Below are 24,806 nucleotides of genomic sequence, written 5' to 3'. Positions count from 1 at the left end.
GTCTTCTCACGCGTCGGAAAAAATGAATTGGTCAGTCCGTTATAACGCGGTTGCGCCCTTGCGCCTTGGCGGAATAGAGCGCGCGGTCGGCACGCACGAGAAACGTGTCGGCAGTATCGTTGTCGCGCAGCGTCACGACGCCAGCGGAAATGGTCACGCGCATGCCCGGGGAAAATGCATTCCAGTCGAGATCGGCGACGATTTGGCGCAAGCGGTCGAGCATGCGCGATGCCGCCGCGCCATCCGTTCCGGGCAGCAGCAGAAATTCCTCGCCGCCGTAGCGGCCGAAGCAGTCGGCCGGGCGGATGTTGGCAAAAATGGTGATCGCGAAGGTGCGCAGCACCTCGTCGCCGATGGGATGGCCGTGGGCATCGTTGATGCGCTTGAACCAGTCGAGATCGATCAGCGCGATCGCGCAAGGCGTTGATGCCTGCCGTGACTCTTCGATCGCGGTGTCGAGAAGCCGCATGATGCAGCGGCGATTGTAGGAGCCGGTGAGTTCGTCGAGCTCGGCCAGCTCCTCGATGCGCTGATAGGCGGCCTTGAGCTCGATGCTGCGCCGGTACAGGATCTTGCGCAGCGTTGCGCCAAAGAGGCCGAGGGTGGCGCACTGGCCGATCACCAGCACGAAGCACAGCATCGAGGCGGTCCGCTGCAACCGAGTCGTAACGGGCAGGCCGATCGGCAGATCCGAGCCCAGAAAGACCACGACGAGCCCGCAGGTGGTAAGGCCCCAGGTGACCATCGCCTGGCTCGACGTCATCCGCAGCGTACCAAACGCGAAGATCAGAAACAGCACGGCGAGGAAGGCGACCCCGACCGTCGGTACCGCGAGCAGGAACACCAGTTGCAGCGTCGTATGCGCAGATATCTGGAAAACGGTGAGGTAATGATCTTCGAACCGATCACCGAAGCCGGCTTCCGACAGCACAGTGAACGTACCGATGATCAGGAGGCCGCCGAGCCAGAACAGCGACGGCACGCCCATGGAGATCGCGCCGTCATAGGCGTACAGCAGCAGGACCGAGGCCCCGAGCGAGTAGCTCGCGACCTGGCCGACATACATCTGGCGGCGCTGCCGGGCCCGCCGGGCCACGACTTCCGGAGCCGCCGCCTCGCGCGCGAGGACGAGATCCGCGACTTCAGCGGCATTCCTCTCCGGAAAGGACGTCGCGGCCGTGTTCATTATCCTGCCGATGGTGGATGTCAGCCCACAAATCTACGTGGCAAGCCTTTAGGTTTGGTATCCTTCGGAACCGAATCCGTACGGTGCGTTCCAGCCATGGAACATTTGCGGGTAAGGACATCTGCCGGCCATGAGGCATCGAGTACCGGTCGAGCTAAAACGGGGGTCGCGCGACACACGTCGTGCAGGGCTGCTATGGAGCGAGACTTGGCCACGCTGGCTGTGCCAGACCCGCTTTCTGCTAGGGAAAAATTTCAGTATTATGCTACCGATATGGACTGAGATGGCAGACCGCAACGGGCGGAATACGAACAATGCATGTATGTGGGGTAGATCACATCGGCTCGCGTATGACTGCGGTAAGTTGAAGAATTTCGCCCTTTCGGTCGAACCGTCCGCCGCATCGACCCGACCAATCTTGCGAGACGGCCTTTGAGCGTGACACAGGCGGCTTCGGACGAGGTCCTCATCGCCAGGATCGCTCAAGGCGACCGGCTCGCCATGCAGGTGCTGTACGGGCGGCACCATGTCAGGGTTTACAGGTTCGGGCTCAGGCTCGTGCGGAATGAGCAGGCGGCGGAAGACCTCATCAGCGAGGTATTTCTCGACGTCTGGCGTCAAGCCGGCAAGTTCGAGGGTCGATCCGCTGTTTCCACCTGGCTGCTGGCAATCACCCGATTCAAGGCCCTGTCTGCGCTTCGGCGCAGGAAGGATTTTGAGTTGGATGAAGAGGCCGCCAACGCGATCGAGGATACGTCCGACGATCCAGAAACGCTGGTGCAGAAGAAGGATACCAGTGAGGCGTTGCGGGAGTGTCTGACGGGTCTCTCGCCGGAACACCGGGAAATCGTCGATCTCGTCTACTACCACGAGAAGTCCGTGGAAGAAGTGGCCGAGATCGTCGGGATACCGGAGAACACTGTGAAGACGCGCTTGTTCTATGCGCGCAAGAAATTGGCCGAACTGCTGACGGCAGCCGGCGTTGAGCGAGGCTGGCCATGATGGCGTTGAGCAAGAAGATGCTGGAGCATGAGCCCAGTGAAATTGAACTGCTGCTGCCCTGGCACGCCGCCGGCACGCTGAACGCGCGCGATGCCCGCCGCGTCGAGGAAGCGCTGGCGCGCGATCCGGAGCTCGCGAAGCAATATGCCGCGATCCGCGGCGAGTACGAAGAGACCATTCATCTAAACGAGAGCCTGGGGGCTCCGTCCGCGCGCGCGCTGCAGAAGCTGTTCGCCGCGATCGATGCCGAGCCGGCGCGGGCGACCGGTTCGCTGCCGCTGTCCGCGCGCATTTCGACCTTCTTCGCGAGCCTGTCGCCGCGGACGCTGGCATGGTCGGCGAGCCTCGGCGCCGTCGCGCTCGTGCTGCAAGCCGGAATCATCGGCGCCGTGCTGATGAAGAACCAGCCGGCGACCTTCCAGACGGCTTCGCTCTCGACCAGCGCGCCGATCACACGCGAGCTTGGAAGCACGGCCGCGCCGGCGCGTGCGCTGGTGCGCTTCACTCCCGAGGCGCGCATCGCCGACATCACCGCGCTGCTCGACAGCTATCAGGCGTCGATCATCGACGGAGCCAAGGGCGGCATGTTCCGCCTCCAATTCAACAAGGCGATGAGCCAGGACGAGCTCGCCTCGCTGCTCGGCAAGATGCAGCGCGAGAAGTTCGTCAATCTGGCCGTCGCGACGCCCTGACCGCGCCGCTGAACCGATGACGCGCCAGTCGGAGAGCAGGGTACGCGCCGGGGCCTACGCGACTTCGATCGGAGCCGCGCTGCTGCTCACAGCCTGTCTCGGCGTCGAGCTTGCGCGGGCGCAGGCGACCATGCGTACGCCCACGATCAGCGTTCCCTCGCGCACGCCGACCATCTCTCCGAGCATTGCCCCGCGTGTGAGCCCCGGTGTCGCGGCGGCGCGCGCGGTCGGCGTCGGCCGCGGTCCGCGGACGATCCCGGCCATTCCCCACACCACGTCGTCGCGCATACGGCCGACGCCGGTAATGCCCTATGCGCGCTATTCGCCGAACCTCTATCCGGCCTGCACCGCACCCTACCGCGATGCCGGCGGCGAATGCCTGGCGCAGCCGAACGCGGGCGGCGAGGGCGGTGGAAAATCAGTCAAGAAGAGCGCCGGCAAGGGACGCGGCAACAGCACGCCGGCCGCGGTCACCTCGCGCAGCTTCGCAAAGGAGTTCGTCGCCGAGATCCACGGTGCGCTGTCGCCGGCCGAGGCCGACGAGCTCGCCCGTCGCCACGGCTTGACGCGCGTCGCCTCGGAGAATTTCCCGCTGATCGGCGCCACTTTGGGCCTGTTCCGCCTCACCGATGTCCGGCCATACGAGACGGTGCGGCGCGAATTCGCGGCCGACGGCAGTGTGCGCTCGCTTCAGCCCAACTTCCGTTATGTGCTCCAGGACCAGAAATCGTCGGGGCCGACCGAAGGCGATCCTGCGCAATATGCACTGACAAAGCTTCGCCTGCCGCAGGCGCATACGCTGGCGCACGGCGCCAACGTCACGGTTGCCGTGATCGATTCCGGGATCGACGCCAGCCATCCCGAACTCGCCAATTCCATCGCCGACAATTTCGATGCGCTCGGCACCACCGAGGGACCGCATGTTCACGGCACCGGCATCGCGGGTGCCATCGTCGCGCATGGCCGGCTGATGGGTAGCGCGCCCGAGGCGCGCATCATCGCGATCCGCGCCTTCGGCGGCCCTGCGGGCGGGGCCGAGAGCTCGTCCTACATCATCCTGCGCTCGCTGAACTATGCTGCCGAGCACGGCGCGCAGATCGTCAATATGAGCTTTGCGGGCCCCAAGGACGCCGTGATCGAGCGGGCCATCGCGGCGAGCGCCGCGCGCGGCCTCGTGCTGATCGCGGCCGCCGGCAATGCCGGGGCAAAATCGCCGCCGCTCTATCCCGCCGCCAATCCCAACGTGATCGCGGTGAGTGCGACCGACCAGCAGGACCGGCTGTTCACCGCCTCCAATCGCGGCAACTACATCGCGGTCGCAGCTCCCGGCGTCGACATCTTCCTGCCGGCGCCTGATGGCAAATACCAGATGACGTCCGGAACCTCGTTCTCCGCCGCCTGTGTCTCCGGCGTCGCGGCGCTGCTGCTCGAGCGCAACCATGCCTTGAAGCCGGAAGCGCTGCGCACGACGCTGGCGAAGACCGCGCGCGATCTCGGTCCACCCGGCCGTGATGATCTGTTCGGCCACGGCGAGGCCGATGCGTTTGCCGCGGTCATGGCCGTTCCGGCCGACAGTGCGGCGCCGGTTGCGGCGGCATCCGGTACAACAAAACGTGAAGATGCCGGGAAGCGTCCCGACGAGTCCGGCATCCGCGCCATCGAGCGACCCTCGTTGTCGAGCGCAGACGAAAAATCCGCGATTTCTCAGGCGGATAGGCCGGGGACGCGGTAGCGGCTGCGACAAGACGCGCGCGCCCGCCGAAGGTCAAAAAAGCGAACGCCGCGTTGAACGTTCAGCCAGCTGCCACGACCAAATTATGTGGGAGCGGTCATCCCTCCCCATCGGTCATATCAGGCGCGAGCGCCCATCCACCCCAAGCGCCCATATGGCTCGACCCGTCCGGTTGTCCCCCCGGACGGGTCTTTTCTTTGTGGGCATCCAATTTAAAGCGTCGCGATCGTTCAGCTTCCGGTTGAAGGATCGCATCCGCGTCCGTCGCGTCGCTCGCGCGGCATGCGGCAAGCCGGTCATGCTTGTGCGAAGCTTGACTCGAAAACACAGCAAATCTCCGCACGATTACGGTGCTCGACGGCGGACGCGGTGTCGTTGCTGGACAAGTCAAAACTTTTCCACAAAATAATCATGTCGCGTCTAAATTGATTCGTGTGCGTTGCGTCCCCGCGTCCGTGTTTTCTCCTGACGGGCTGGTTCATGACACATCGCCAAGAAGTCGTTCGCGACGTGGCCGTTAGCCGCGACATTGCGGCACGCTGGTGCGCTCTCGCGGAGCAGCGGCTGCAACATCTCTCCGAAATGTTCGAAACCGGACGCTGGCGCCGCTACCACTCCGAGATCGCATTTCTCGAAAATATCCAGGAGGCCAAGCGTGCGGTCCAGACCTGGCGCGCCCTTGCAACGGGTGCGGACGTCGCTGCGGCAGCCGCCAGCGTGACGCCCGCCTTCGGGTGGTCGCCGGCGACGATGCCGCGCGTGTTTCCGCGCGAACAACAGGCGCAGACCGTGCAGCCGAAGGCCGTCCACATCGCGCCCGAGACCGCGGTGCCGGTCAGGCTCGATCCCACGCCGGACGTTCTCGCCGACATTACCGAAACCGCGATCGCACCGCTGTCCGCGCCGCCCGCGATGGCACCGCGCGCGGCACCTGCCATTATGCCGCCGCCAACGGCGGCAACGCTACTGCCGCAGTTCTCCCCACCCGCCGCCGAAATCGTCGCCGGCCCCGAGCGCGTCGTCGAATTCACCTTCAGCCTCGATGGCCTGGAGGCCAAATACCCGCTGCTGCGCAACGCGTTCTAACGCCGCACCGCATTCCCGCCGACCACCACCTGCGCGAATCGCTGCGCGCCGTCGGCCGACAGGTCGGACGTGACCGCGCGCGCGTGGTCCAGCCCGACCACGGCGCCGCGCGGGGTCTCCGAGATCATGTTGTTGTTGACGAGCGCGGTGCCGGCGCCGGGCATCACGGAGACGCCGACGCCGGCCAGCGCCTTGCGGATCACGTTGCCGGTGATGGCGACGTCGCGCAGATACTTGCCCCAGCCGGCGACGATGCCGTAGGACGGCGCGTTCTCGATCACATTGCCGGTCACCGAGGAATCCGCCTCGATATAAATGCCGACGCCGGCATCGTCGTCCGGCGCGGTGCCGATCGGCCGTTTCGGTATCAGGTTGCGGATGATGTTGCCCTGGACCACGGCGATGCGGCCACCCTCGTTGAAATTGCAGACGGAGACGCCGACGGCGGCGCCGTCGACAATGTTGTTGGCAATCACCGCGGCCTCGAACGCGAACTCCGAATAGAGCGCGACTTCACGCACGTCGCTGACGCTGTTGCCGGTGATATGGATGTTCGAGGCGGAGTTGCCGCGCACGGCGGAGTAATCGCAGTTCCTGATGCGGTTGCCGCGCACGATCACGTTGCCGGCGCGAAAGGCATTGATGGCGTTGCCGTACTGGCCGGAGCCGCCGGGGCCGGCCTTGATGTCCTCGATGCGGTTGTCGGCGACCAGCGTGCCGTCGTCGCCGATCGCGGTGCGCAGAATCTCGATGCCGTTATCGTTGGTGCCGGTGATGGTGTTGCGGGAGACGCTGAGGCCATGGGCATCGAACGAGACGACCGCCGTCATTGCGATATTGGAGAAGATGTTGCCGGAGATGTCGCCCGAGACCTGCTCGAGCCAAATGCCGCTGCCGCCGGAGCCGATCATCACGCAATCGGTGATGCGGACGTCGCGGCCGCCGAGGACGTGGATCAGGCCGCGCCGCGTCGGCAGCGGAATGTTACCACCATCGAACGTGATGCCGGTGAGACCGATCGAGTCAGCGCCGTCGCTCTGGATCGCCGACGCGCCCCCAGTGAAGACGAATTTCGTCGCACCGCGCACGCCGATCAGCTGCCCGCCGCTCGGTACTCGTAATAGTCCAGTGCGGTAGATGCCGGGCGGCAAGGCGAGCGGCATCTGCGCCCGCGCGCTCTCATCGATCGCACGTTGGAGCGCGCGGGTCTGGTCCTCGCTGGCGCCGGGCCGCACACCGTATTGCGTGGCGTCGCGGCCGAGCAGGGAGGTCAGCGGCGCCGCGCGCGCAGCATCGGCCGGCACGGCGAGCGCGCCGGCGATGCCAGCGGTCGAGGCTCCGATGAGATGACGGCGATTGAGGTCCATGACGCGTCCTCCGGCGGACGCGGGAGGTGTCCGCGGGGGACTAGGTAGCTCAGGACCGCCGGTGGCGTGAGGATTGTTCGCGGTAGGGTTAAATGTTTACGCAAGCAGGGTGCGGTAGGGGTTACGGCCCCAACGTGTTCCGTTCCTTCCGCGCCAATCGCACCATCTCCATCAGCATCGCTTCGCCCGCATCCACCAGTTCCTCCAGCGTGATCCGGGCTGCGCCCTTGCGGCGCACTGCGCCGCTGCGCGCGAGCAGCGGGATGTGGATGAACGCCGCAAGCCTGGGCCCGCCTGCTCTCACGTTCTCGATCGCGCGCCAGCTCAGATAATTGCAGAGATAGGCGCCGGCATCGCGCGAGGCGCGCGCATCGATGCCGGTGAGGCGTGCGGCGCGCAGCAGCCTTGCGGTGTGCGGACCGAACGTCATCGCGTCCGCATCGCCGGCGATGCCGCGCTTGCTCGATCGGGTGTTGGCGGCATCCGGCCAGAGCATGGTGACCGCATTGCGGGCGCGGGTCTCGATGCGCAAGTAAGGCGTGCGCGCGGCGAGGCCGAACATCAGAAGCGCATCCGGCTTCACCTTCGCGAGCACGTCAGGCAATTGCCGGTCGACCGCAGCATAGGTGACCGGGAAGATGTGGCTTGCGATCGCGACATTATCGAGCGCCGGGCGGCGCAGCTGCGCCAGCCGCGCTACCAGCGGCTGGGTCGGGTTAAAGGGCGCGCCGGGAAACGGCCCGAAGCCGGTGAGGAGAATGCGGAGCTTTTCGCTCATTGCAGCAGCTCCAGAATCTGCTCCGCGGCGAGGGCCGGCGTGAGGTGGCCGTCGGCCACCTCGGCCTCGATCTTCCGGACCTTGGTGCGCACCGACACCTCGCTGCGCAGCCGCGCCAGCATGCGCTGCTCCAGCATCGACCACATCCATTTCACCTGCTGATCGCGCCGCCGCGCGGCAAACTCGCCGGATGCGCTCATCGCCTTGCGGTGATCAAGGATCCTCTGCCAAATTCTCGCGATTCCGTCGCCGGTCAGCGCCGAATAGGTCTCGACCGGTGGGTGCCAATGCTCGGACCGCGGCGCCAGAATGTGCAGCGCGCCGCGGTAGTCAGCGGCGGTGATCTTGGCGCGCTTGAGGTTGTCGCCGTCGGCCTTGTTGATGGCGATCATGTCGGCGAGCTCGACCAGGCCCTTCTTGATGCCTTGCAGCTCGTCGCCGCCGCCCGGCAGCATAAGTGCGAGGAAGAAATCGGTCATGTCGCAGACCGCCGTCTCGGATTGGCCGATGCCGACGGTCTCGACCAGCACGACGCCGAAGCCTGCGGCTTCGCAAATCAGCATTGCCTCGCGTGTCTTGGCCGTGACGCCCCCGAGCGTGCCCGAAGACGGCGAGGGGCGGATGAAAGCATCGGTGGAAACCGACAGCCGCGCCATCCGGGTCTTGTCGCCGAGGATCGAGCCGCCGCTGCGCGCCGAGGACGGATCGACCGCGAGCACTGCGACCTTGTGGCCCTGTTCGATCAGATACGTGCCGAGCGCGTCGATCGTGGTGGACTTGCCGACGCCCGGAGAGCCGGTGATGCCGACGCGCACCGCCTTGCCGGAGTCAGGCAGCAGCATCTGCACCAGTTCGCGCGCCAGCGCCTGATGGTCGGCGCGCCGGCTCTCCACCAGCGTGATGGCCCGCGCCAGCGCCGCGCGGCTGCCGGCGCGCACGTCACGGGCGAGGGACTTGGTGTCCGGCGAGGCCTTCTTCTCGGTCATGCCTTGCTTTACAACGGCCCGGCTGGGCAGGCGAGGGCGCTCGCCTGTAAATCACCGGGATGTTGCCGTCGCCGTCTGGGGCGGTTTCATCTTGCGCCACGCCCACACCATTACCGGCCACAGCAGCGCGCCGATCGCCATCGCGGCGAGGATCGCCGCGACCGGGCGCTCGAAGAACGGCAGGATGCTTCCGTCCGATTTGATCAACGACGTGACGAAAGCCTGCTCGACCATGGTGCCCATGACGATGCCGAGCACCATGGCTGCCACGGGATAGCCGTTCGCTTCCATGACATAGCCGATCACGCCGAAGGCGGCGACGGTGACGACGCCGAACATGTTGTTGCCGATCGCGAACGAGCCGACCGCGCAGCACAGCATGATGATCGGCATCACGGTGGAGCGTGGCGCCAGCAGGATGTAGGCCGCGACCCGGATCATGGCGATGCCGAGCGGGATCATCATGATGTTCGCGATGATGAACATCAGATAGATCGCGTACATGCTCGACGCCTTCTCGGTGAACAGCGTCGGGCCGGGATTGAGTCCCTTCATGTAGAGCACACCGATCGCGATCGCGGCGATGGTGTCGCCGGGGATGCCGAACAGCAGCGATGGCACCCAGCCGGAGGCGATGCTGGCGTTGTTGCTGGCTCCGGCCTCGACCAGGCCTTCGACGTGACCGGTGCCGAACTTTTCAGGCTCCTTCGAGAAGCGCTTCGACATCGCGTAGGAGACCCAGGCGGCCATGTCGGCGCCGGCGCCGGGCAGCACGCCGATGATGATGCCGACGATATTCCCGCGCGTCATCTGCCAATGATACTTCTTGGTCAGCTTCCACTGGCCGGCCATGATGCTTCCGAATTTTCGTCGCGGCAGCGGTGGCGGCTCGGGCGTTAGCATCGCGCGCATCACCTGCGCCACCGCGAACACGCCGACCAGCGCCGGGATCGGTTCGATGCCGCCGAACAGATCGGTGAGGCCGAAGGTGAAGCGCGGGACGCCGCCGGGATTCTCGATGCCAATGCAGGAGACCAGCAGGCCGATGAACATGCCGGCGATCGCTTTCACGGGCGAGGAGCGCGCGACCAAAGTGGCGCACATCAGGCCGAGCAGCGCCAGCCAGAAATATTCGAACGTCGAGAACGACAGCGCGATCTCGGCCAGCGGCGGCGCCAGGATCATCAGCGACAGCACGCCGGCGATGCCGCCGACCGCGGAGAACCAGACGCCGGCCCCAAGCGCGAGCTCGGCCTGGCCCTTGCGGGTCATGGCATAGGCTTCGTCGGCATAGGCGGCGGAGGCCGGCGTGCCGGGAATGCGCAGCAGCGCGCCGGGAATGTCGCCGGAGAAGATCGCCATCGAGGAGGCCGCGACGATGGTCGCAATCGCCGCGATCGGCGACAGGTAAAAGGTGACGGGGACGAGCAGGGCGGTCGCCATCGTCGCCGACAGGCCCGGCAGCGAGCCGATCACGAGCCCGTACACGGACGCCGCGAACATCGCGATGATGACCTCCCAGGTGGAGATCAGTGCGAACGCATCAATCAGGGTTTTCAGCATGGGATTACCAGGGCGTCGGCAGCAGGCCGGCCGGTAGCGGCACGCGCAACAGCTTGCCGAAGATGAGGTGGATGGCGAACGGCGAGAGCGCCGCGAGCGGCAGCGCCAGCTTCCACTTCGCCCCCAACGCGGTCGAGGTCACGTAGACCATGATCGCGGCAGTGAGGATGAAGCCGAGCCGGTCGGCGGCAAAGACGTAGAACAGCAGCAGCGCCGGCGGCAGCAAGGCGCGAAAGCCGTAGAGCTTGCCCTGCGGCGGCGGGCTGGCGGCCTGGCCGTTCTCGAGCGGGACCAGCTCTTCCTCCTCCTCGAAGGAATGGCCAATGCCGAACACGATGGCGAGCCCGCACAGGGCGAGCCCGGTGCCGATCACCAGCGGAAACACGTTGGGGCCGACCGGCTGCCCCGGCACCGGCGGCAAGATCCAACCGCCATAGGCGGCGGCCGCGCCGAGTGCGACGAGAAACGATCCCGTGACGGAGTCGGGAAGACGCATGGGAGAATCCTATGAGAAGTGCACTTCCTCTCCCCGCGTGGGTTGGGCTAGCGCATATGACGAAGCTGCTCGGCCTGCATGGTTCGAGACGCCCGCTTTCGCGGCCTCCTCACCATGAGGGTCTGATATCTCGCCGCAAAACGCGACCTCATCCTGAGGGCCCGCCGTAGACGGGCGTCTCGAAGGATGGGCTGCAAGCGAGCTACTCGCCACGCTCTTCATATGCGACAGCCCTGCCGCCCGCGCGGAGAGGTGAAAATCACGCCTTGCTCAGGCCCGCCGCCTTCATCGCCTCGCCCATCTGGGCGTCGCCCTTGTCCATGAAGGCGGCGAAATGGGCGGCATCGCCCCACACGGTGCCGAAGCCGCGATTGCTCATGAAGTCCTTGAACTCGGCGGAGTCGTAGACCTTCTTCAGCGCTGCGGTCAGCTTCGTTGCGATCTCCGGCGGCAGGTTCTTCGGGGCGCCGATGCCGCGCCAGGCACCAGTCGCGTAGTCGATGCCCATCGCCTCCTTCAGCGTCGGCACATCTTTGAAGATCGGGTTGCGCGCCGGCGCCATGATGGCAAGGCTCCTGGCCTTGCCGGCCTCGATGATGGCCCGCGCCTCCGGCACCGAGCAGGTGGTCAGGTCGAGGCCACCGGCGGCGAGATCCTGCATCGCGGGCGCTGCGCCATTCGACGGCACCCAGGCGACCTGGTTGGCAGGCAGGCCCATCGCCTGCATCCAGCCGACCAGCGCCAGATGCCAGATGCCGCCCTGGCCGGTGCCCGAAGCCTTGAACTTGCCCGGAGGCGCCGCCTTGATCGCGTCGGCGAGTTCCTTGACCGTCTTGTAGGGCGAGGAGGAGGAGACCTGGATCCCGGGCGGATCCTCGTTCATCAGCGCCAGCGGCGTGTAGCTCTTCGGCGTCAGGTCGGTGAGGCCTTGCCAGTGCATCATCGAGATTTCGACCGTGAGCATGCCGATGGTGTAGCCGTCGGGCTGCGCGCTCGCGATCGCGCTATGGCCGACGACGCCGGAGCCGCCGGTGCGGTTGACCACGTTGAAGGGCTGGCCGAGATCCTTCTCCAGCAGCGCCGCGACGATGCGCGCGGTGGCATCGGTGCCGCCGCCCGCGCCCCAAGGCACGATGACGGTGACCGGACGCGCCGGATAGGCTTGTGCGCGTGCCGGCTTGAACCCGAAAGCGGCGGATGCCGCGACCGCGGCAGACGAGGCCGCAAAGGCGCGGCGGGTGATCTTGGACATTGAATGCCTCCCAGCGGCGCCCGTGACGTCGAGCGCTCTTGTCAACGGCGGCATTCTAGTCGGCTTTGCGGCGGCGCCGCAAGGTAGCGCTACCAGCGAGATCGCCGTTTGTGTGAAACCCATCGGACGGCAGTCGGAGATCGGGTGGGTTTTGCCCGCGCAAGTCGCCAACCTCAGCGCGCAACAAGAGCCAAGGCAAGCCATGACCCAAGCCTATTACAGCACCGTGCTGGACCAGCCACTGGACGAAGTCTGGTCGCTAATTCGCGACTTCAACAACTATCCCGCTTATATCGACGATAATCGTCGCGGACGCGCGAGCCGAAGATGGCGAGCTTCGATACGCCCTTGCCTTTGATGGCATCCGCGTTCTTGTATTGCAGCAATGATTTCGTCAGGTGTCATGGACACAACCTGGCCGGGCGCACGACCAGTCCATCACTACTCCGCCGCCTCGCTATGCCCAAGCCGGACGTTCAGCTTGCGGATCAGTTCCTCCGCCGCATCGGCGATCACGGTGCCCGGCGGGAAGATGGCTTCGGCGCCGGCCGCGTACAGCGCGTCGTAATCCTGCGGCGGCACTACGCCGCCGACGATGATCATGATGTCGTCGCGGCCCTGCTTCTTCAGCGCGGTCTTCAGTTCCGGCACGGCGGTGAGGTGGGCGGCGGCGAGCGAGGAGACGCCGAGGATGTGCACGTCGTTCTCGACCGCCTGCCGCGCAGCTTCGTCGGCAGTCGCGAACAGCGGCCCAATGTCGACGTCGAAGCCGATGTCGGCGAAGGCTGACGCAATCACCTTCTGGCCGCGATCGTGGCCGTCCTGGCCGATCTTGGCCACCAGGATGCGCGGGCGGCGGCCTTCCGCCTCCTCGAAGGCGTCGATCAGCGCCTGAACCTTCTCGACCTGGTTACCCATGCTGGACGCCTCCCGCTTGTAGACGCCGGTAATGGACTTGATCTCGGCGCGATGCCGGCCGAACACCTTCTCCATCGCCTCCGAAATCTCGCCGACGGTCGCCTTGGCGCGCGCCGCGTCGATGGCGAGCGCGAGCAGATTGCCGTTGCCTTCTCTGGCCGAGCGCGTCAGTGCGGCGAGGGCGGCATCGACGTCCTTCTGGTTGCGCTCGGATTTCAGCCGCGTCAGCTTGTCGATCTGCAAGCGGCGGACATTGCTGTTGTCGACTTTGAGGATCTCGATCGGCGCCTCGTCGGTCGGCTTGTACTTGTTGACTCCGATCACGGCCTGCTTGCCGGCATCGATCCGCGCCTGCGTCTTGGCCGAGGCCTCCTCGATGCGCAGCTTCGGCACGCCCGCCTCGATCGCCTTGGCCATGCCGCCGAGCTCCTCGACCTCCTGGATGTGGCTCCAGGCCTTGGCCGCGAGGTCGCGCGTGAGCCGCTCGACATAATACGAGCCGCCCCAGGGATCGATGATGCGCGTGGTGCCGCTCTCCTGCTGGAGGAAGAGCTGGGTGTTGCGGGCGATGCGCGCCGAGAAATCGGTCGGCAGCGCCAGCGCTTCGTCGAGCGCGTTGGTGTGCAGCGACTGGGTATGGCCCTGGGTGGCCGCCATCGCCTCCACCGTGGTACGCATCACGTTGTTGAAGACGTCCTGAGCGGTCAGCGACCAGCCTGAGGTCTGGCTATGCGTGCGCAGCGACAGCGAGCGCGGGTCTTTCGGATTGAATGGCTTCAGCAGCTTCGCCCAGAGCAGGCGCGCGGCGCGCAGCTTGGCGACCTCCATGAAGAAGTTCATGCCGATCGCCCAGAAGAACGACAGGCGCGGCGCGAAGCGGTCGACGTCGAGGCCTCCAGCGAGGCCGGCACGCAGATATTCGACGCCATCGGCCAGCGTGTAGGCGAGCTCGAGGTCCTGCGTCGCACCGGCCTCCTGCATGTGATATCCGGAGATCGAGATCGAGTTGTATTTCGGCATCTTCTGCGAGGTGTAGGCGAAGATGTCCGAAATGATCCGCATCGATGGCGCGGGCGGATAGATATAGGTGTTACGCACCATGAATTCTTTCAGGATGTCGTTCTGAATGGTGCCTGAGAGTTTTTCCGGCGGCACGCCCTGTTCCTCGGCGGCCGCGACATAGAGCGCGAGGATCGGCAGTACCGCGCCGTTCATGGTCATGGACACGCTCATCTGGTCGAGCGGAATCCCTGCGAACAGCGTACGCATGTCGTAGATGGAATCGATCGCCACGCCGGCCATGCCGACGTCGCCGCCGACGCGCGGATGATCGCTGTCATAGCCGCGATGCGTGGCGAGATCGAAGGCGACCGAGAGGCCCTTCTGTCCGGCCGCGAGATTACGGCGATAGAACGCGTTGGAATCCTCTGCCGTGGAGAAGCCGGCATATTGCCTGATGGTCCAGGGCTGGTTGACATACATGGTTGGGTAGGGGCCGCGCAGAAAGGGCGCGATGCCAGGATAGGTCTCGAGGAAATCGAGGCCGGCAAGATCGGCCTCGCCATAGGCCGGTTTCACGAGGATGCCCTCGGGCGTCAGCCACGGCTCGGCGCTGCCGGCCGGCGCGGCGGTGGCTGTCCGCGCGAAGGCGACGTCGGCGAAATTGGGAATGCGGCTCATGGTCTCAACCATATCATAGGCGCTCAATCATGATCCGGATGCTGATGGCTGACGATGGTCGCCATCTTCTCCGGTCCGTAATTCTGCTGCGTGGTCTGGCTTGGCAAATTGGAGATGCCGACTACCCAGCCGAGGCGAGATTCGGTGCCGAACTGCCGCGTTGGGACAACGTGGTCGGGGCGGTCGAACGTGCCTGTCATGATCTCGATCCGGTCGCCGTCGATGCGGCCAAAGCTCAGCGGCGTGCCGCAGGCGGCGCAAAAGCCGCGCTCGGCGATCGAGGAGGAGCGGAAGAACGACGGCCGTCCCTTGGTCCAGGCAAAGTCCGTCTTGTTGATGTCGGCGAAGGAGGCGAACGGGGCGCCAGCCGCCTTCTGGCACATCCGGCAGTGGCAGATCGAGACCTTGGTCGGTGCCGTCGTGACTCGAAAGCGCACGGCCCCGCATTGGCAGCCGCCGGTGAGAACGGTTTTGCCGGTTTCGATCATGATTGCTCCATCCGTCGATAGGCGTCTTGCAGCGTCGCAAGCGCATCGCCGCCGGCGAAGACGAAACCGGTGACGCCGGCCGCGCGCAGCGCAGCCTCGGCATCCGTCGGGCGGCCTGCCAGGTAGATATGGCGCGCGCCGGCCGTTTGCAGGGCTCTTGCCGCGGCTTCCGCTTGTTCCGCATAGACCTTGTCGCTGGAACAGAGACAGGCGAGGGCGGCGCCGGAGGCCTCGAAGGCGGTAACAAGCTTGGCCGGATCGGCAAAACCCTCGCTGTCGAGGGCCTGGATGCCGCCAGCCTCGAAGTAGCTCTTGGCAAACGTCGCCCGCGCGGTGAAATCGGCGGGCGTGCCGAGATTGGCCAAGAACACCTTTGGGCGGGCGCCACGTGCTTTCAGCGCTGCATCCGACTTGTCACGCAAGGCCTCGAACGGTTGCGCCAGCCGGATCGGCGGCAGTGCATCGAATTTGTATTTTTGCTCACCATAAGGCGGAAGCGCGATTGGCGTCACCTTCAGGACGGCCGTCTCGCTCTCGTGCAGGTTCGGAAACTCACTGGCGCCCGTCAGCACGTCCCGGCGTTTTGCGATGTTGGCCTCGCGCGCCTTTCGCGTAGCCGCTACTTTGCTCTGAAAAACACCCTGCTGAAGCGCGGCAAAGGCGCCGCCGGCTCTCTCGCTCTCCTGGAACAGCGCCCAGGCGGCCTCGCAGAGCTGCGCCGTCAGCGCCTCGATCCCGCCGGCGCCCGCTGCGGGATCGCTGACCTTGGCGAGGTTGCTTTCTTCCAGCAGCAGGGCTTGCGTGTTGCGCGCCACGCGCCGTGCGAACGGATCGGGCAGTCCGAGCGCCAGCGTATGCGGCAACACGGTGATCGCGTTGGCGCCGGCAAGCCCGGCCGCAAAGGTCGCGATGGTCGCGCGCAGCATGTTCACGTAAGGGTCGCGCTGCGTCAGCATGCGCCAGGCCGTGTCGGCAGCGATGAACAGCGGTTTCGGCGTCAGGCCACAGGCCTGCTCGATGCGCGCCCACAGCAGCCGCAGCGCGCGGAATTTGGCCATAGTCAGGAACTGGTCGGCATCGGCGGAAAGCCGCGCATAGACCATGCCCTGCGCCTGCTGCAGCGCAATGCCGGCATTTTCGATCGCGCGCAGATAGGCAACGCCGCAGGCGAGCACGAAGGCAAGCTCCTGCACTTCCGAACCGCCGGCATCGTGGATCACGCGTCCGTCGGCGGACGCGAACGGCCCCTTGAAGCCGAGCCCAGCGAGACCCTTGATGGCGCCGGTGATGGCTGGAACGATCTCCTCCCACGTATAGGGGCTGTGGCCCCACACCGCGCCGGCCGCGAGCGGATCAAGCCCGAAGCGGATGTCGCAGGCGGCGGGATCGAGGCCTGCGCGCTTCACATATTCCGCGACATGGATCGCGGCCATCCGTGATTGCGGACCGATCTGGAGTTCGAGGCCGATGCCGGCATCGAGATGGATGTCCTTCAGGACTCTTGCGACCGCATCGGCTGACGGTTCCAGGCCGAAGCCGTGGGCGCCGCTGCCGCCGGCGAACACCAGCGCGAGCCCCGTCGCGCCGTTCTCGAGATCGGTCAGCGCCTGCGCGTTCGCGGCAGCCGCATCGGGATGGTCGATCCGCTGCATGATCTGCCAGGGCGCAGCTGGCGGCCGGCCCACCACGGGCGCAAGGTCCTTGGCGCGTGGGTAGAGCGGTTCGATCTTCAGGCCATCATAGGTCTTGCCGACCAGCTTCTCGAACGGCGCGCCCTTCAGCACGCCGTCAACCAGCTTGCGCCAGTCTTCGATCGTCGCCTTGGGAAAATCCGCCGCCAGCGGCAGGTCGTCAGTCACGGAGGTCATGCGGCGAGGGGCTCCCGAAATCTTGTTATTCGCAGGCGAAATTGCCACGGCGGACCGCCCCTGCAAACGGTTGTTTTTGGTTAGCCGGTATCCGGAAGCCGCTCAATGCCTTGCGTCGAGACGCTGGCGAGCCCGTCACGCACACGAACGCCTGATATGAGGCGGTCGGGCGCGATCTCGGCCAGCGGCACCAGCACGAAGGCGCGCTCGAACAAGCGCGGATGCGGCAGGGTCAGATCGGGCTTCTGCAAGCTGACATTGTCATAGGCAATCATATCGAGATCGAGCGTGCGCGGGCCCCAGCGCCGCTCCTTGTCCCGCGTGCGGCCGAATTTCTGCTCGATCTTCTGGAGCACGAACAGCAGTGCATGCGGATCAAGGCTGGTCTCGATCTCGATGCACGCGTTGATGAAGGGCTCCTGGTCCTCATCGCCCCAGGGCGGCGTTGCATAGTCGGACGAGCGCGCGATCAGCGCGGCTTGCGCCATGCCGCAGATATGCGCGATCGCCTTGCGGAAGGTCGCGCGGACATCGCCGACATTGCCGCCGAGTGCGATCAAGACGCTCGCCATCTTATGGATGCCGCGAGCGCGTCAGCATGATGCCGACGTCGTCGAAGATCGCGGCGATCGGCGCATGCGGCTTGTGCACGGTGATCTTCACGGCGCGGATGCGTGGGAAATGCGACAGGATGGCATCGGCCACCGCGCCGGCCGCGCGCTCCAAAAGCTTGTAGTTGGTGTTCTTGAACGCCGCCGTGGTGGTCGCCACCACTTCGGCGTAGGACACGGTATCGGCGAGCCGGTCGCTGCGCGAAGGCTCCGACAGGTCGGTATAGAGTTCGAGATCGATGACGAAGCGCTGGCCGACTTCGGTTTCGTGATCCATGACGCCGTGGCGGGCGTGGATCGACAGGCCGGTGACGAAGATCGTATCGGTCATGGCTTGCTCTCGATTGCTGCTGCTACACGCAGGGCCTGCAAGGTTTCGGCGACGTCATGGGTCCGAATGATTTTTGCGCCGCGCTGCGCGGCGATGACGTGCGCGGCGATCGAGCCGGCGAGCCGCTCTTTCGGCTCCGACGGCGACACTGCGGCGATGAAGCGCTTGCGCGAGGCGCCGACCAGGATCGGCAGGCCGAACATGTCGAGTTCGCGCAGCCGCGCCAGCGCGATCATGCTCTGCTCGGCCGTCTTGCCGAAGCCGATGCCGGGATCGAGTACGATTTTGTCCCGCGCGATCCCAGCCTTGGCCGCGATATCCAGCGAGCGCAGGAAGAAGGTCTTCATGTCCGTGACGATGTCGATGGTGGGGTCGGCATTGTCGCGGTTGTGCATGATGATGACCGGAACGCCTTTAGCCGCGACCAGCGGTGCCATGGCGGCGTCGCGTTGCAGGCCCCAGACGTCGTTGACGATCGCCGCGCCCTGGTCGAGCGCGAATGCCACCACCTCCGCCTTCATGCTGTCGATCGAGACGGGCGCGCCAAGCGCCACGACGCCAGCCAGCACCGGCTTCAACCGGGCGAGCTCGCGTTCCGCTGTGACCGGCTGGGCCCCCTTGTAGGGCCGCGTGGACTCTGCGCCGATATCGATGATGTCGACGCCATCAGCGATCATCGCCCGGGCACGCACCAAAGCCTGCTCGGGCGCGATGAACGCACCTCCGTCGGAGAAGGAATCCGGGGTGACGTTGAGCACCCCCATCACCGCCGGAAGCGACCGTTCCAACAGCATCCGCAGCACGTCGGCCCCGGCCGAGCCGGCCGGCGGGACGGATGGGGAGGGCGAGGCATTCATGCGGGTGGCTTTAGCGGTCGGGGAGGGGGAGTTCAAGACCAACCCCTCGTGTCATTGCCCGCGAAAGCGGGCAATCCGAGGCATTGCGACAATACGGAGGAGGCGCGGCGTACGGGATACACGCCTTCGCGGGGTATGACGGAGAGAGGGTGCGGCTAATACGTAATCTTCGGCGGCAGCTTCTTCGCCTTGGCGATGATCTCGCCGACCGACTTCTCGGAAGGCAGGATGCGGAGGAGCTTCTTCTTCTCGTTCGCGTCCCGCATGCTCTGCGCGAGCCTTGCCGGATTCCGATAAGCGAGCTCGCGCACCGTGGTGACGCCGGCAGCGCGGACCAGGCCGACCTTGGCCCGGCCCATGCCGGGGATGCGCATGTAGTCCGAGACGTTGGCCCATTCCAGCAGCAGCTGCTCGCTGATGCCGGTCTTGGCGGACAGCGCCTTGCGGCCTTTCACGGTGCCGGCAGCCTCGAGCAGCGCGTCGGTGGTGCGGATTCCCTGTGCCTTCAACTTGTTGGCGGCAAAGGCCGACAGGCCCTCAATCTCGGAGATGGGATATGTCATGATACTCGATGTGAAATGCGAAAGCTTCAGGCGAATTGGCTGAGGCCCGGCGTCCCCGCGATGATCTTGCCCATCTGATCGGCTCCGATTTTGTCTCGGCCGAAGCGAAAAAGTTCACGGGCGATGTTTTGAATCTCCGACATGCCGAGTCCGAGGCCCATCAGGCGTGAGCCGACGGCCATCAGGCCGCCGCCCATCAGCCGCGACAGTCCGCCGCCGCTCCTGGACGTCTCGATCGCGGCTTCCGCACCGGGAATCTGGTCGATCAGGGCCTGCACGCTGTCGGAAGGACCCTCGCTGCGGAGGAAACCCAGGATAATGCCGACAGTCTTTTCAGCGACAGCACTATCTATGCTGGCGTTTGTTGCCAGCCGCCCGATCAGCTCGTCCATATGGCCTGCCCCTCAGCCGGTTCACATGCCGGAGTATTGCTTTCGAAAATGATCTTGAGCCGGTGCGATGTGAAATACAAGCGATGAACGCGACCAACGTTTCGAACGCGCGAAAAGTGTTGCAGCGATGCAAGAGCGGAGATGGCATCAGCAAGAAAATACCGCGGTGCGAATGCACTTTTCCGACTTTCGGCTGATGTTTCCGACGATGTCGCGTGTCCGGACCACGTTGAATGGTTTCAATCGGCTTGCGACATGCGGTAAACTCCGGAACTGGTGTATTCGAGTTTCGATACGCGAAACTGCAGAGATCAGAGACCATAATGACCGCACAGGACAACAAGCTCGGCGACACCGGCGACAAGATCTTCGTCGGCAAGGGAAACGAGCAGGCATGGCTGACGCTGGCGCTCGCCAATCGCCACGGCCTCGTCACCGGTGCAACCGGAACCGGCAAGACGGTGTCGCTGCAAGTGATGGCGGAAGGATTTGCGCGCGCCGGCGTTCCGGTCTTCGCAGCCGACATCAAGGGCGACCTCTCCGGCATCTCCGAGGTCGGCGAACCAAAGGATTTCATCGTCAAGCGCGCCACCGAGATGGGGCTGACGTTCCAGCCCGACCAGTTCTCGACGGTGTTCTGGGACGTATTCGGTGAGCAGGGCCACCCCGTGCGGGCGACCGTCACCGAGATGGGACCGCTGCTGCTCGCGCGGATGCTCGACCTCAACGACGTGCAGGAAGGCGTGCTCAACGTCGCCTTCCGCGTCGCCGACGACAACGGTCTCGTCCTGATCGACATGAAGGACCTTCGCGCGCTGCTCGACGCCATCGTGCCGGATAGCGGGAAGAAGGGGGCGGACGCGGCGGCGGATCCGCTCGCCGCCATCCGCAAGGCCGCGCAGGGCTTCGGCAACGTCACCAAGGCGACCGTCGGCACCATCCAGCGCCAGCTCCTGGTGCTGGAGAACCAGGGCGGCTCCAAATTCTTCGGCGAACCGGCGCTGACGCTGAAGGACTTCATGAAGACCGACCGCGACGGGCGCGGCATGGTCAACATCCTCGTCGCCGACAAGCTGCTCCAGAGCCCGCGGCTTTATGCGACATTCCTGTTGTGGATGCTGTCGGAGCTGTTCGAGGAGCTGCCCGAGGTCGGCGACCTGCCCAAGCCGAAGCTCGTGTTCTTCTTCGACGAAGCGCATCTGTTGTTCAACGACGCGCCCAAAACGCTGATGGACAAGATCGAGCAGGTGGTGCGTCTGATCCGCTCAAAGGGCGTTGGCGTTTACTTCGTGACGCAGAACCCGGTCGACGTGCCCGATCGCGTGCTCGGGCAGTTGGGTAACCGGGTGCAGCACGCGCTGCGCGCTTTCACCCCGCGCGACCAGAAGGCGGTCGCCGCCGCAGCCCAGACCTTCCGGCCCAACCCGAAGCTCGACACCGCCAAGGTGATCATGGAGCTCGGCAAGGGCGAGGCGCTGGTGTCCTTCCTCGAGGGCAACGGCACGCCTTCGATGGTCGAGCGGGTGATGATCCGGCCGCCGTCGGCCCGGATCGGACCGATCACGTCGGAGGAGCGCAAGGCGATCATGGCTGTAAGCCCGGTCAAGGGCAAATACGACACCGCTGTCGATTCCGAGTCTGCCTACGAGATTCTTCAGAAGCGCATCGCCGGCACGGCGGCAACGGCAGATGGTTCGGCAGGTGGAAGCGGTGGCGGCATCCTCGGCCAGATCGGCTCGATCGTCGGCTCTATCTTCGGCACCAACGTCAAGCGCGGCCGTCTGTCGACCGGCCAGGTCATCGCGCGCGACGTGACGCGATCGGTGACCAACCAGGTGATCGGGGGGATGGCCGCCAATATCGGCAAGTCGGTCGGCGGCCAGCTCGGCGGCTCGATCGGCCGCACCCTGGTTCGCGGCGCGCTCGGCGGATTGTTGCGGCGCTAGAGCGTGATCCGGAAACGTGTGAAGCGGTTTTCCGAAAAGATCATGCTCGAACAATAACCTGAAGCGCGATGACGATTCATCCCGATCTCGTCGCGCCTTAGGCAGCACGCCCGGCCATGACGCTGCAGGAGGTTTAGCGGCCATCGGGAGGCCATCACAGCGCACAAATTCCGGTGAGGGGCTCTCCAAGCATCCGCCCGTCTGCTACGTGGCTGGGAACCTCGCTCGCTTTGGGCGCGGCCGGCATCCTCATGCTGCTATCGCTGCCGTGGTTTCCCAATGTCATCCAGACCTGGGGCAATAATCTCGTTGCGACCGCCATCCTTGCCGGCAGCCTCGCATGGCACATCTGGCATCCGCCGGTTGCGGCTGGTCCCGAGGCCGCGCCAGCGCTAAAAGCGCAGACACCTTGAGACCAACAATCGGGAATACGACCATGGCCAATGCGCAGCTTCAATCCGTGCTCGACCACATCGACAAGGATTTCGATAACAGCCTGGAGCGTCTGTTCTCGTTGTTGCGGATCAAGTCGATCTCCGCGGATCCGGCCTTCGCCGCCGATTGCAAGGCCGCGGCCGAGCATCTCGCCAAGGACATCGCAAGCCTCGGTGTTGCCACTGAAGTGAGGCCGACCGCCGGACATCCCGCCATCGTCGGCAAGGCCAGGGCGGGCGGACGGCCGCACGTGCTGTTCTACGGCCATTACGATGTGCAGCCGGTCGACCCGCTCGATCTCTGGAACCGTCCGCCGTTCGAGCCCGTCGTCACCGACCATGCCGATGGTCGCAAGATCATCGTCGCGCGCGGCGCCGAGGACGACAAGGGCCAGGTCATGACCTTCGTCGAGGCCTGCCGCGCCTGGATGAAGGTGACGGGCTCGCTGCCGGTCGACATCACCTTCCTGATCGAAGGCGAGGAGGAGGTCGGCTCGAAGAATTTCGTGCCCTTCATCGAGGCCAACAAGGACGAGTTCAAAGCCGACTACGTGCTGGTCTGCGACACCGGCATGTGGGATCACAACACGCCGGCGATCACCACATCGCTGCGCGGCCTGCTCTATGAGGAGCTGAAGATCACTGCCGCCAATCGCGATCTGCATTCCGGCGTCTTCGGCGGCAGCGCGATGAACCCGATCCGGGTGCTGACGAAAATTCTGGGCAGTCTGTTCGACGACGACAACCGCATCACCATTCCCGGCTTCTATGACGGCATCAAGGACACGCCCCCTGACATCTTGGCGCAGTGGAAGAAGCTAGAATTCACACCGGACACGTTCCTCAAGCCGGTGGGCTTGTCGATCCCCGCCGGCGAGAAGGGGCGGCTGCTGATCGAGCAGGCCTCCTCGCGTCCGACCTGCGACGTCAATGGCATTTGGGGCGGCTATATCGGCGAGGGCTCCAAGACGGTGATCCCGTCGCACGCGTCGGCCAAGGTTTCGTTCCGTCTGGTCGAGGGGCAGGACCCCCAAAAGATCCGCAAGGCGTTCCGCGACTACGTGACCGCGCGCATTCCGGGCGACTGCAAGGTCGAGTTCGGCGACCATTCCGCCGCGCCCGCGGTCGCGCTCGATTGGAATATGAAACCGCTCGCCGCCGCCAAGAAAGCGCTGACCGAGGAATGGGGCAAGGAGACCGTGCTGATGGGATCGGGTGCCTCGATCCCGATCGTCGCCGATTTCAAGCGCACGCTCGGCCTCGATTCGCTGCTGGTCGGCTTCGGCCTCGACGACGACAACATCCATTCGCCGAACGAGAAGTACGATCTGCGCAGCTTCCAGAAGGGTATCCGTTCCTGGGCGAGGATCCTCGCCGCGCTGGCGGAGGTGAAGTGACCGCGTAGCGGTCATTCCGGGGCGCCTCGAAGAGGCGAACCCGGAATCTGGAGGTTGTTGCGCGAGATTCCCAGGTGCGCAATTGCGCACCTTAGTTCGCGCTTTTCGCGCGCCCCGGAATGACGGGCGTGACGAGTTACCCCAAATAAAAACGCCGCCCGGAATTGGGCGGCGTTTCATTCCAAAAGGCGTAGAGGTTCGTTGAACGCCACCCTACACCAAATCCCGAAAATCTCAAGTCCGATAGCCCGGATTGACGCGGTCGAGCTTGCGTAGCAGCGGCGGCCACACGAGGTTGGTGGCGCGCAGCTCGGCGCGGTCGCGGTTCGACAGCAGCTCGGTGTTCTTCTCGATCGCGACGTCGTCGACCGGATAGATCGGCGTACCCAGCGCGCGCGTGCGCACCTGCATCGAGCAGGCGCGCTCGAGGTGGTACATGCGCTCGAAGGCGGAAGCGACGGAGCGGCCGACCGTCAGCGTGCCGTGGTTGCGCAGGAGCATGTGGTTGTGGTCGCCGAGGTCCTTCTGCAGCCGCGGCCGCTCGTCATGGTCGAGCGCGATGCCTTCATAGTCGTGATAGGCGAGGTCGTGGGTAACGAGCTGGGCGGTCTGGTTCAGCGGGAACAGGCCTTCGGCGCTGCTCGACACCGCGGTGCCGTCGAGCGTGTGGAGATGCAGCACGCAGATCGCGTCCTCGCGCACCTCGTGGATCGCCGAATGGATGGTGAAGCCGGCGGGGTTGATGCTGTATTCGCTCTCGGAGAGCTGATTGCCATGCAGATCGACTTTGACGAGGCTCGACGCCGTGATCTCGTCGAACATCAGCCCGTAGGGATTGATGAGGAAGTGATGATCGGGGCCGGGCACGCGCGCGGAGATGTGCGTGTCGACCAGATCGTCCCAGCCGTACAACGCGACGAGGCGATAGCAGGCGGCGAGATTGACCCGTTGCTGCCACTCGGCCTCCGTCATGTTCGACGGCACTTCCTTCAGGCGCGCTTCCGCTGGCGACATGGCTGATCTCTCCGAACATCGTTGTTGCGGGGAAGGAGCCTAGTCTTGGGTGAGGCGGGCAGCAAGGCGCGGCCAGCGCGCGGCAGTTCAGCGTTGCCCGCATGAGCGAAGCGATATGCGGGCAGCTCCAAAGTGGCCCCGGATGTCGCTTCGCTCATCCAGGCTTC

23 protein-coding genes and 1 pseudogene are annotated in these 24,806 nt (G+C 65.1%); 8 read left to right on the top strand and 16 right to left on the bottom strand.

Annotation, left to right across the window (positions count from 1 at the left end):
* Positions 1-31: 31 nt before the first annotated feature.
* Positions 32-1,186, bottom strand: coding sequence for a GGDEF domain-containing protein (locus IVB12_RS20260; RefSeq protein WP_247301296.1), 1,155 nt, complete (start codon positions 1,184-1,186; stop codon positions 32-34).
* A 432-nt stretch (positions 1,187-1,618) separates the two neighbouring features.
* Between IVB12_RS20260 and IVB12_RS20255 the strand changes: the two genes are divergently transcribed.
* The 4 genes from IVB12_RS20255 (at position 1,619) to IVB12_RS20240 (ending at position 5,698) form a co-directional block, all read left to right on the top strand.
* The gene (locus IVB12_RS20255; RefSeq protein ID WP_247301295.1) at positions 1,619-2,188 is read left to right on the top strand and encodes a sigma-70 family RNA polymerase sigma factor; all 570 of its coding nucleotides are present in this window, start codon (positions 1,619-1,621) and stop codon (positions 2,186-2,188) included.
* On the top strand, positions 2,185-2,880 hold the full coding sequence (locus IVB12_RS20250) for a hypothetical protein (RefSeq protein WP_247301294.1): 696 nt from the start codon (positions 2,185-2,187) through the stop codon (positions 2,878-2,880). The genes IVB12_RS20255 and IVB12_RS20250 overlap by 4 nt, the downstream gene beginning before the upstream one ends.
* Before the next feature lie 16 nt (positions 2,881-2,896).
* A complete protein-coding gene (locus tag IVB12_RS20245) occupies positions 2,897-4,612 on the top strand; it encodes a S8 family serine peptidase (RefSeq protein ID WP_247301293.1) in 1,716 nt (571 codons plus the stop codon).
* A gap of 510 nt (positions 4,613-5,122) precedes the next feature.
* The gene (locus tag IVB12_RS20240; RefSeq protein WP_247301413.1) at positions 5,123-5,698 is read left to right on the top strand and encodes a TIGR03809 family protein; all 576 of its coding nucleotides are present in this window, start codon (positions 5,123-5,125) and stop codon (positions 5,696-5,698) included.
* On the opposite strand, the gene IVB12_RS20235 is transcribed toward IVB12_RS20240, so the two are convergent.
* The 6 genes from IVB12_RS20235 to IVB12_RS20210 all read right to left on the bottom strand — a co-directional run bounded on the left by IVB12_RS20235 (position 5,695) and on the right by IVB12_RS20210 (position 12,140).
* Entirely contained in the window at positions 5,695-7,065 is a 1,371-nt protein-coding gene (locus IVB12_RS20235; protein ID WP_247301292.1) for a TIGR03808 family TAT-translocated repetitive protein, read from the bottom strand. The two genes, IVB12_RS20240 and IVB12_RS20235, sit on opposite strands and share 4 nt — an antisense overlap.
* Before the next feature lie 121 nt (positions 7,066-7,186).
* Positions 7,187-7,843: a pyroglutamyl-peptidase I gene (locus IVB12_RS20230; protein WP_247301291.1), complete on the bottom strand. Its 657-nt coding sequence runs from the start codon at positions 7,841-7,843 to the stop codon at positions 7,187-7,189.
* Positions 7,840-8,829, bottom strand: a complete 990-nt coding sequence (gene meaB / locus IVB12_RS20225; RefSeq protein WP_247301290.1) for a methylmalonyl Co-A mutase-associated GTPase MeaB — start codon at positions 8,827-8,829, stop codon at positions 7,840-7,842. Before meaB ends, IVB12_RS20230 begins: the two co-directional genes overlap by 4 nt.
* 51 nt (positions 8,830-8,880) lie before the next feature.
* Entirely contained in the window at positions 8,881-10,392 is a 1,512-nt protein-coding gene (locus IVB12_RS20220) for a tripartite tricarboxylate transporter permease (protein ID WP_247301289.1), read from the bottom strand.
* A 4-nt stretch (positions 10,393-10,396) separates the two neighbouring features.
* Positions 10,397-10,888 (bottom strand): tripartite tricarboxylate transporter TctB family protein, encoded by a 492-nt coding sequence (locus IVB12_RS20215; protein WP_247301288.1) that lies wholly within the window; start codon positions 10,886-10,888, stop codon positions 10,397-10,399.
* Positions 10,889-11,147: 259 nt separating this feature from the next.
* Positions 11,148-12,140, bottom strand: a complete 993-nt coding sequence (locus IVB12_RS20210) for a tripartite tricarboxylate transporter substrate binding protein (RefSeq protein WP_247301287.1) — start codon at positions 12,138-12,140, stop codon at positions 11,148-11,150.
* On the opposite strand from IVB12_RS20210, the gene IVB12_RS20205 reads away from it, so the two are divergent.
* Entirely contained in the window at positions 12,127-12,498 is a 372-nt protein-coding gene (locus IVB12_RS20205) for a hypothetical protein (RefSeq protein ID WP_247301286.1), read from the top strand. The two genes, IVB12_RS20210 and IVB12_RS20205, sit on opposite strands and share 14 nt — an antisense overlap.
* An 83-nt stretch (positions 12,499-12,581) precedes the next feature.
* On the opposite strand, the gene scpA is transcribed toward IVB12_RS20205, so the two are convergent.
* From scpA to IVB12_RS20165, 8 genes are all read right to left on the bottom strand, one after another.
* Positions 12,582-14,738, bottom strand: a complete 2,157-nt coding sequence (gene scpA, locus IVB12_RS20200) for a methylmalonyl-CoA mutase (protein WP_247301411.1) — start codon at positions 14,736-14,738, stop codon at positions 12,582-12,584.
* 23 nt (positions 14,739-14,761) lie between these two features.
* Positions 14,762-15,226 (bottom strand): GFA family protein, encoded by a 465-nt coding sequence (locus IVB12_RS20195; RefSeq protein ID WP_247301285.1) that lies wholly within the window; start codon positions 15,224-15,226, stop codon positions 14,762-14,764.
* Positions 15,223-17,094 (bottom strand): methylmalonyl-CoA mutase family protein, encoded by a 1,872-nt coding sequence (locus tag IVB12_RS20190; RefSeq protein WP_247301284.1) that lies wholly within the window; start codon positions 17,092-17,094, stop codon positions 15,223-15,225. Before IVB12_RS20190 ends, IVB12_RS20195 begins: the two co-directional genes overlap by 4 nt.
* A gap of 80 nt (positions 17,095-17,174) precedes the next feature.
* Complete coding sequence (gene folK / locus IVB12_RS20185) at positions 17,175-17,666, bottom strand: 2-amino-4-hydroxy-6-hydroxymethyldihydropteridine diphosphokinase (RefSeq protein WP_247301283.1); 492 nt, start codon at positions 17,664-17,666, stop codon at positions 17,175-17,177.
* A gap of 1 nt (position 17,667) precedes the next feature.
* Entirely contained in the window at positions 17,668-18,036 is a 369-nt protein-coding gene (folB, locus tag IVB12_RS20180) for a dihydroneopterin aldolase (RefSeq protein ID WP_008553485.1), read from the bottom strand.
* Positions 18,033-18,893 carry a dihydropteroate synthase gene (gene folP, locus IVB12_RS20175; protein WP_247301409.1) on the bottom strand — a complete coding sequence of 287 codons (861 nt, stop codon included), beginning with the start codon at positions 18,891-18,893 and terminating at the stop codon, positions 18,033-18,035. The genes folB and folP overlap by 4 nt, the downstream gene beginning before the upstream one ends.
* A 155-nt stretch (positions 18,894-19,048) precedes the next feature.
* A complete protein-coding gene (locus IVB12_RS20170; protein ID WP_247276652.1) occupies positions 19,049-19,456 on the bottom strand; it encodes a DUF4332 domain-containing protein in 408 nt (135 codons plus the stop codon).
* A 26-nt stretch (positions 19,457-19,482) separates the two neighbouring features.
* Positions 19,483-19,848, bottom strand: coding sequence for a DUF2267 domain-containing protein (locus IVB12_RS20165; protein WP_247301282.1), 366 nt, complete (start codon positions 19,846-19,848; stop codon positions 19,483-19,485).
* Between the two features lie 323 nt (positions 19,849-20,171).
* Between IVB12_RS20165 and IVB12_RS20160 the strand changes: the two genes are divergently transcribed.
* The 3 genes and pseudogenes from IVB12_RS20160 to IVB12_RS20150 all read left to right on the top strand — a co-directional run bounded on the left by IVB12_RS20160 (position 20,172) and on the right by IVB12_RS20150 (position 23,625).
* Positions 20,172-21,794 (top strand): helicase HerA-like domain-containing protein, encoded by a 1,623-nt coding sequence (locus IVB12_RS20160; protein ID WP_247301281.1) that lies wholly within the window; start codon positions 20,172-20,174, stop codon positions 21,792-21,794.
* Positions 21,795-22,006: 212 nt separating this feature from the next.
* Positions 22,007-22,207: pseudogene (locus IVB12_RS20155) on the top strand (hypothetical protein); the annotation flags it as partial.
* A gap of 23 nt (positions 22,208-22,230) precedes the next feature.
* On the top strand, positions 22,231-23,625 hold the full coding sequence (locus IVB12_RS20150) for a M20/M25/M40 family metallo-hydrolase (protein ID WP_247301280.1): 1,395 nt from the start codon (positions 22,231-22,233) through the stop codon (positions 23,623-23,625).
* A gap of 234 nt (positions 23,626-23,859) precedes the next feature.
* Here the strand turns inward: IVB12_RS20150 and IVB12_RS20145 are convergent, their stop codons facing one another.
* A complete protein-coding gene (locus IVB12_RS20145; protein WP_247301279.1) occupies positions 23,860-24,639 on the bottom strand; it encodes a class II aldolase/adducin family protein in 780 nt (259 codons plus the stop codon).
* Between the last annotated feature and the right edge of the window lie 167 nt (positions 24,640-24,806).

The sequence above is a fragment of the Bradyrhizobium sp. 179 genome, assembly GCF_023073535.1.
Classification (GTDB): domain Bacteria; phylum Pseudomonadota; class Alphaproteobacteria; order Rhizobiales; family Xanthobacteraceae; genus Bradyrhizobium.
This window is presented reverse-complemented; position numbering and strand designations above follow the sequence as displayed.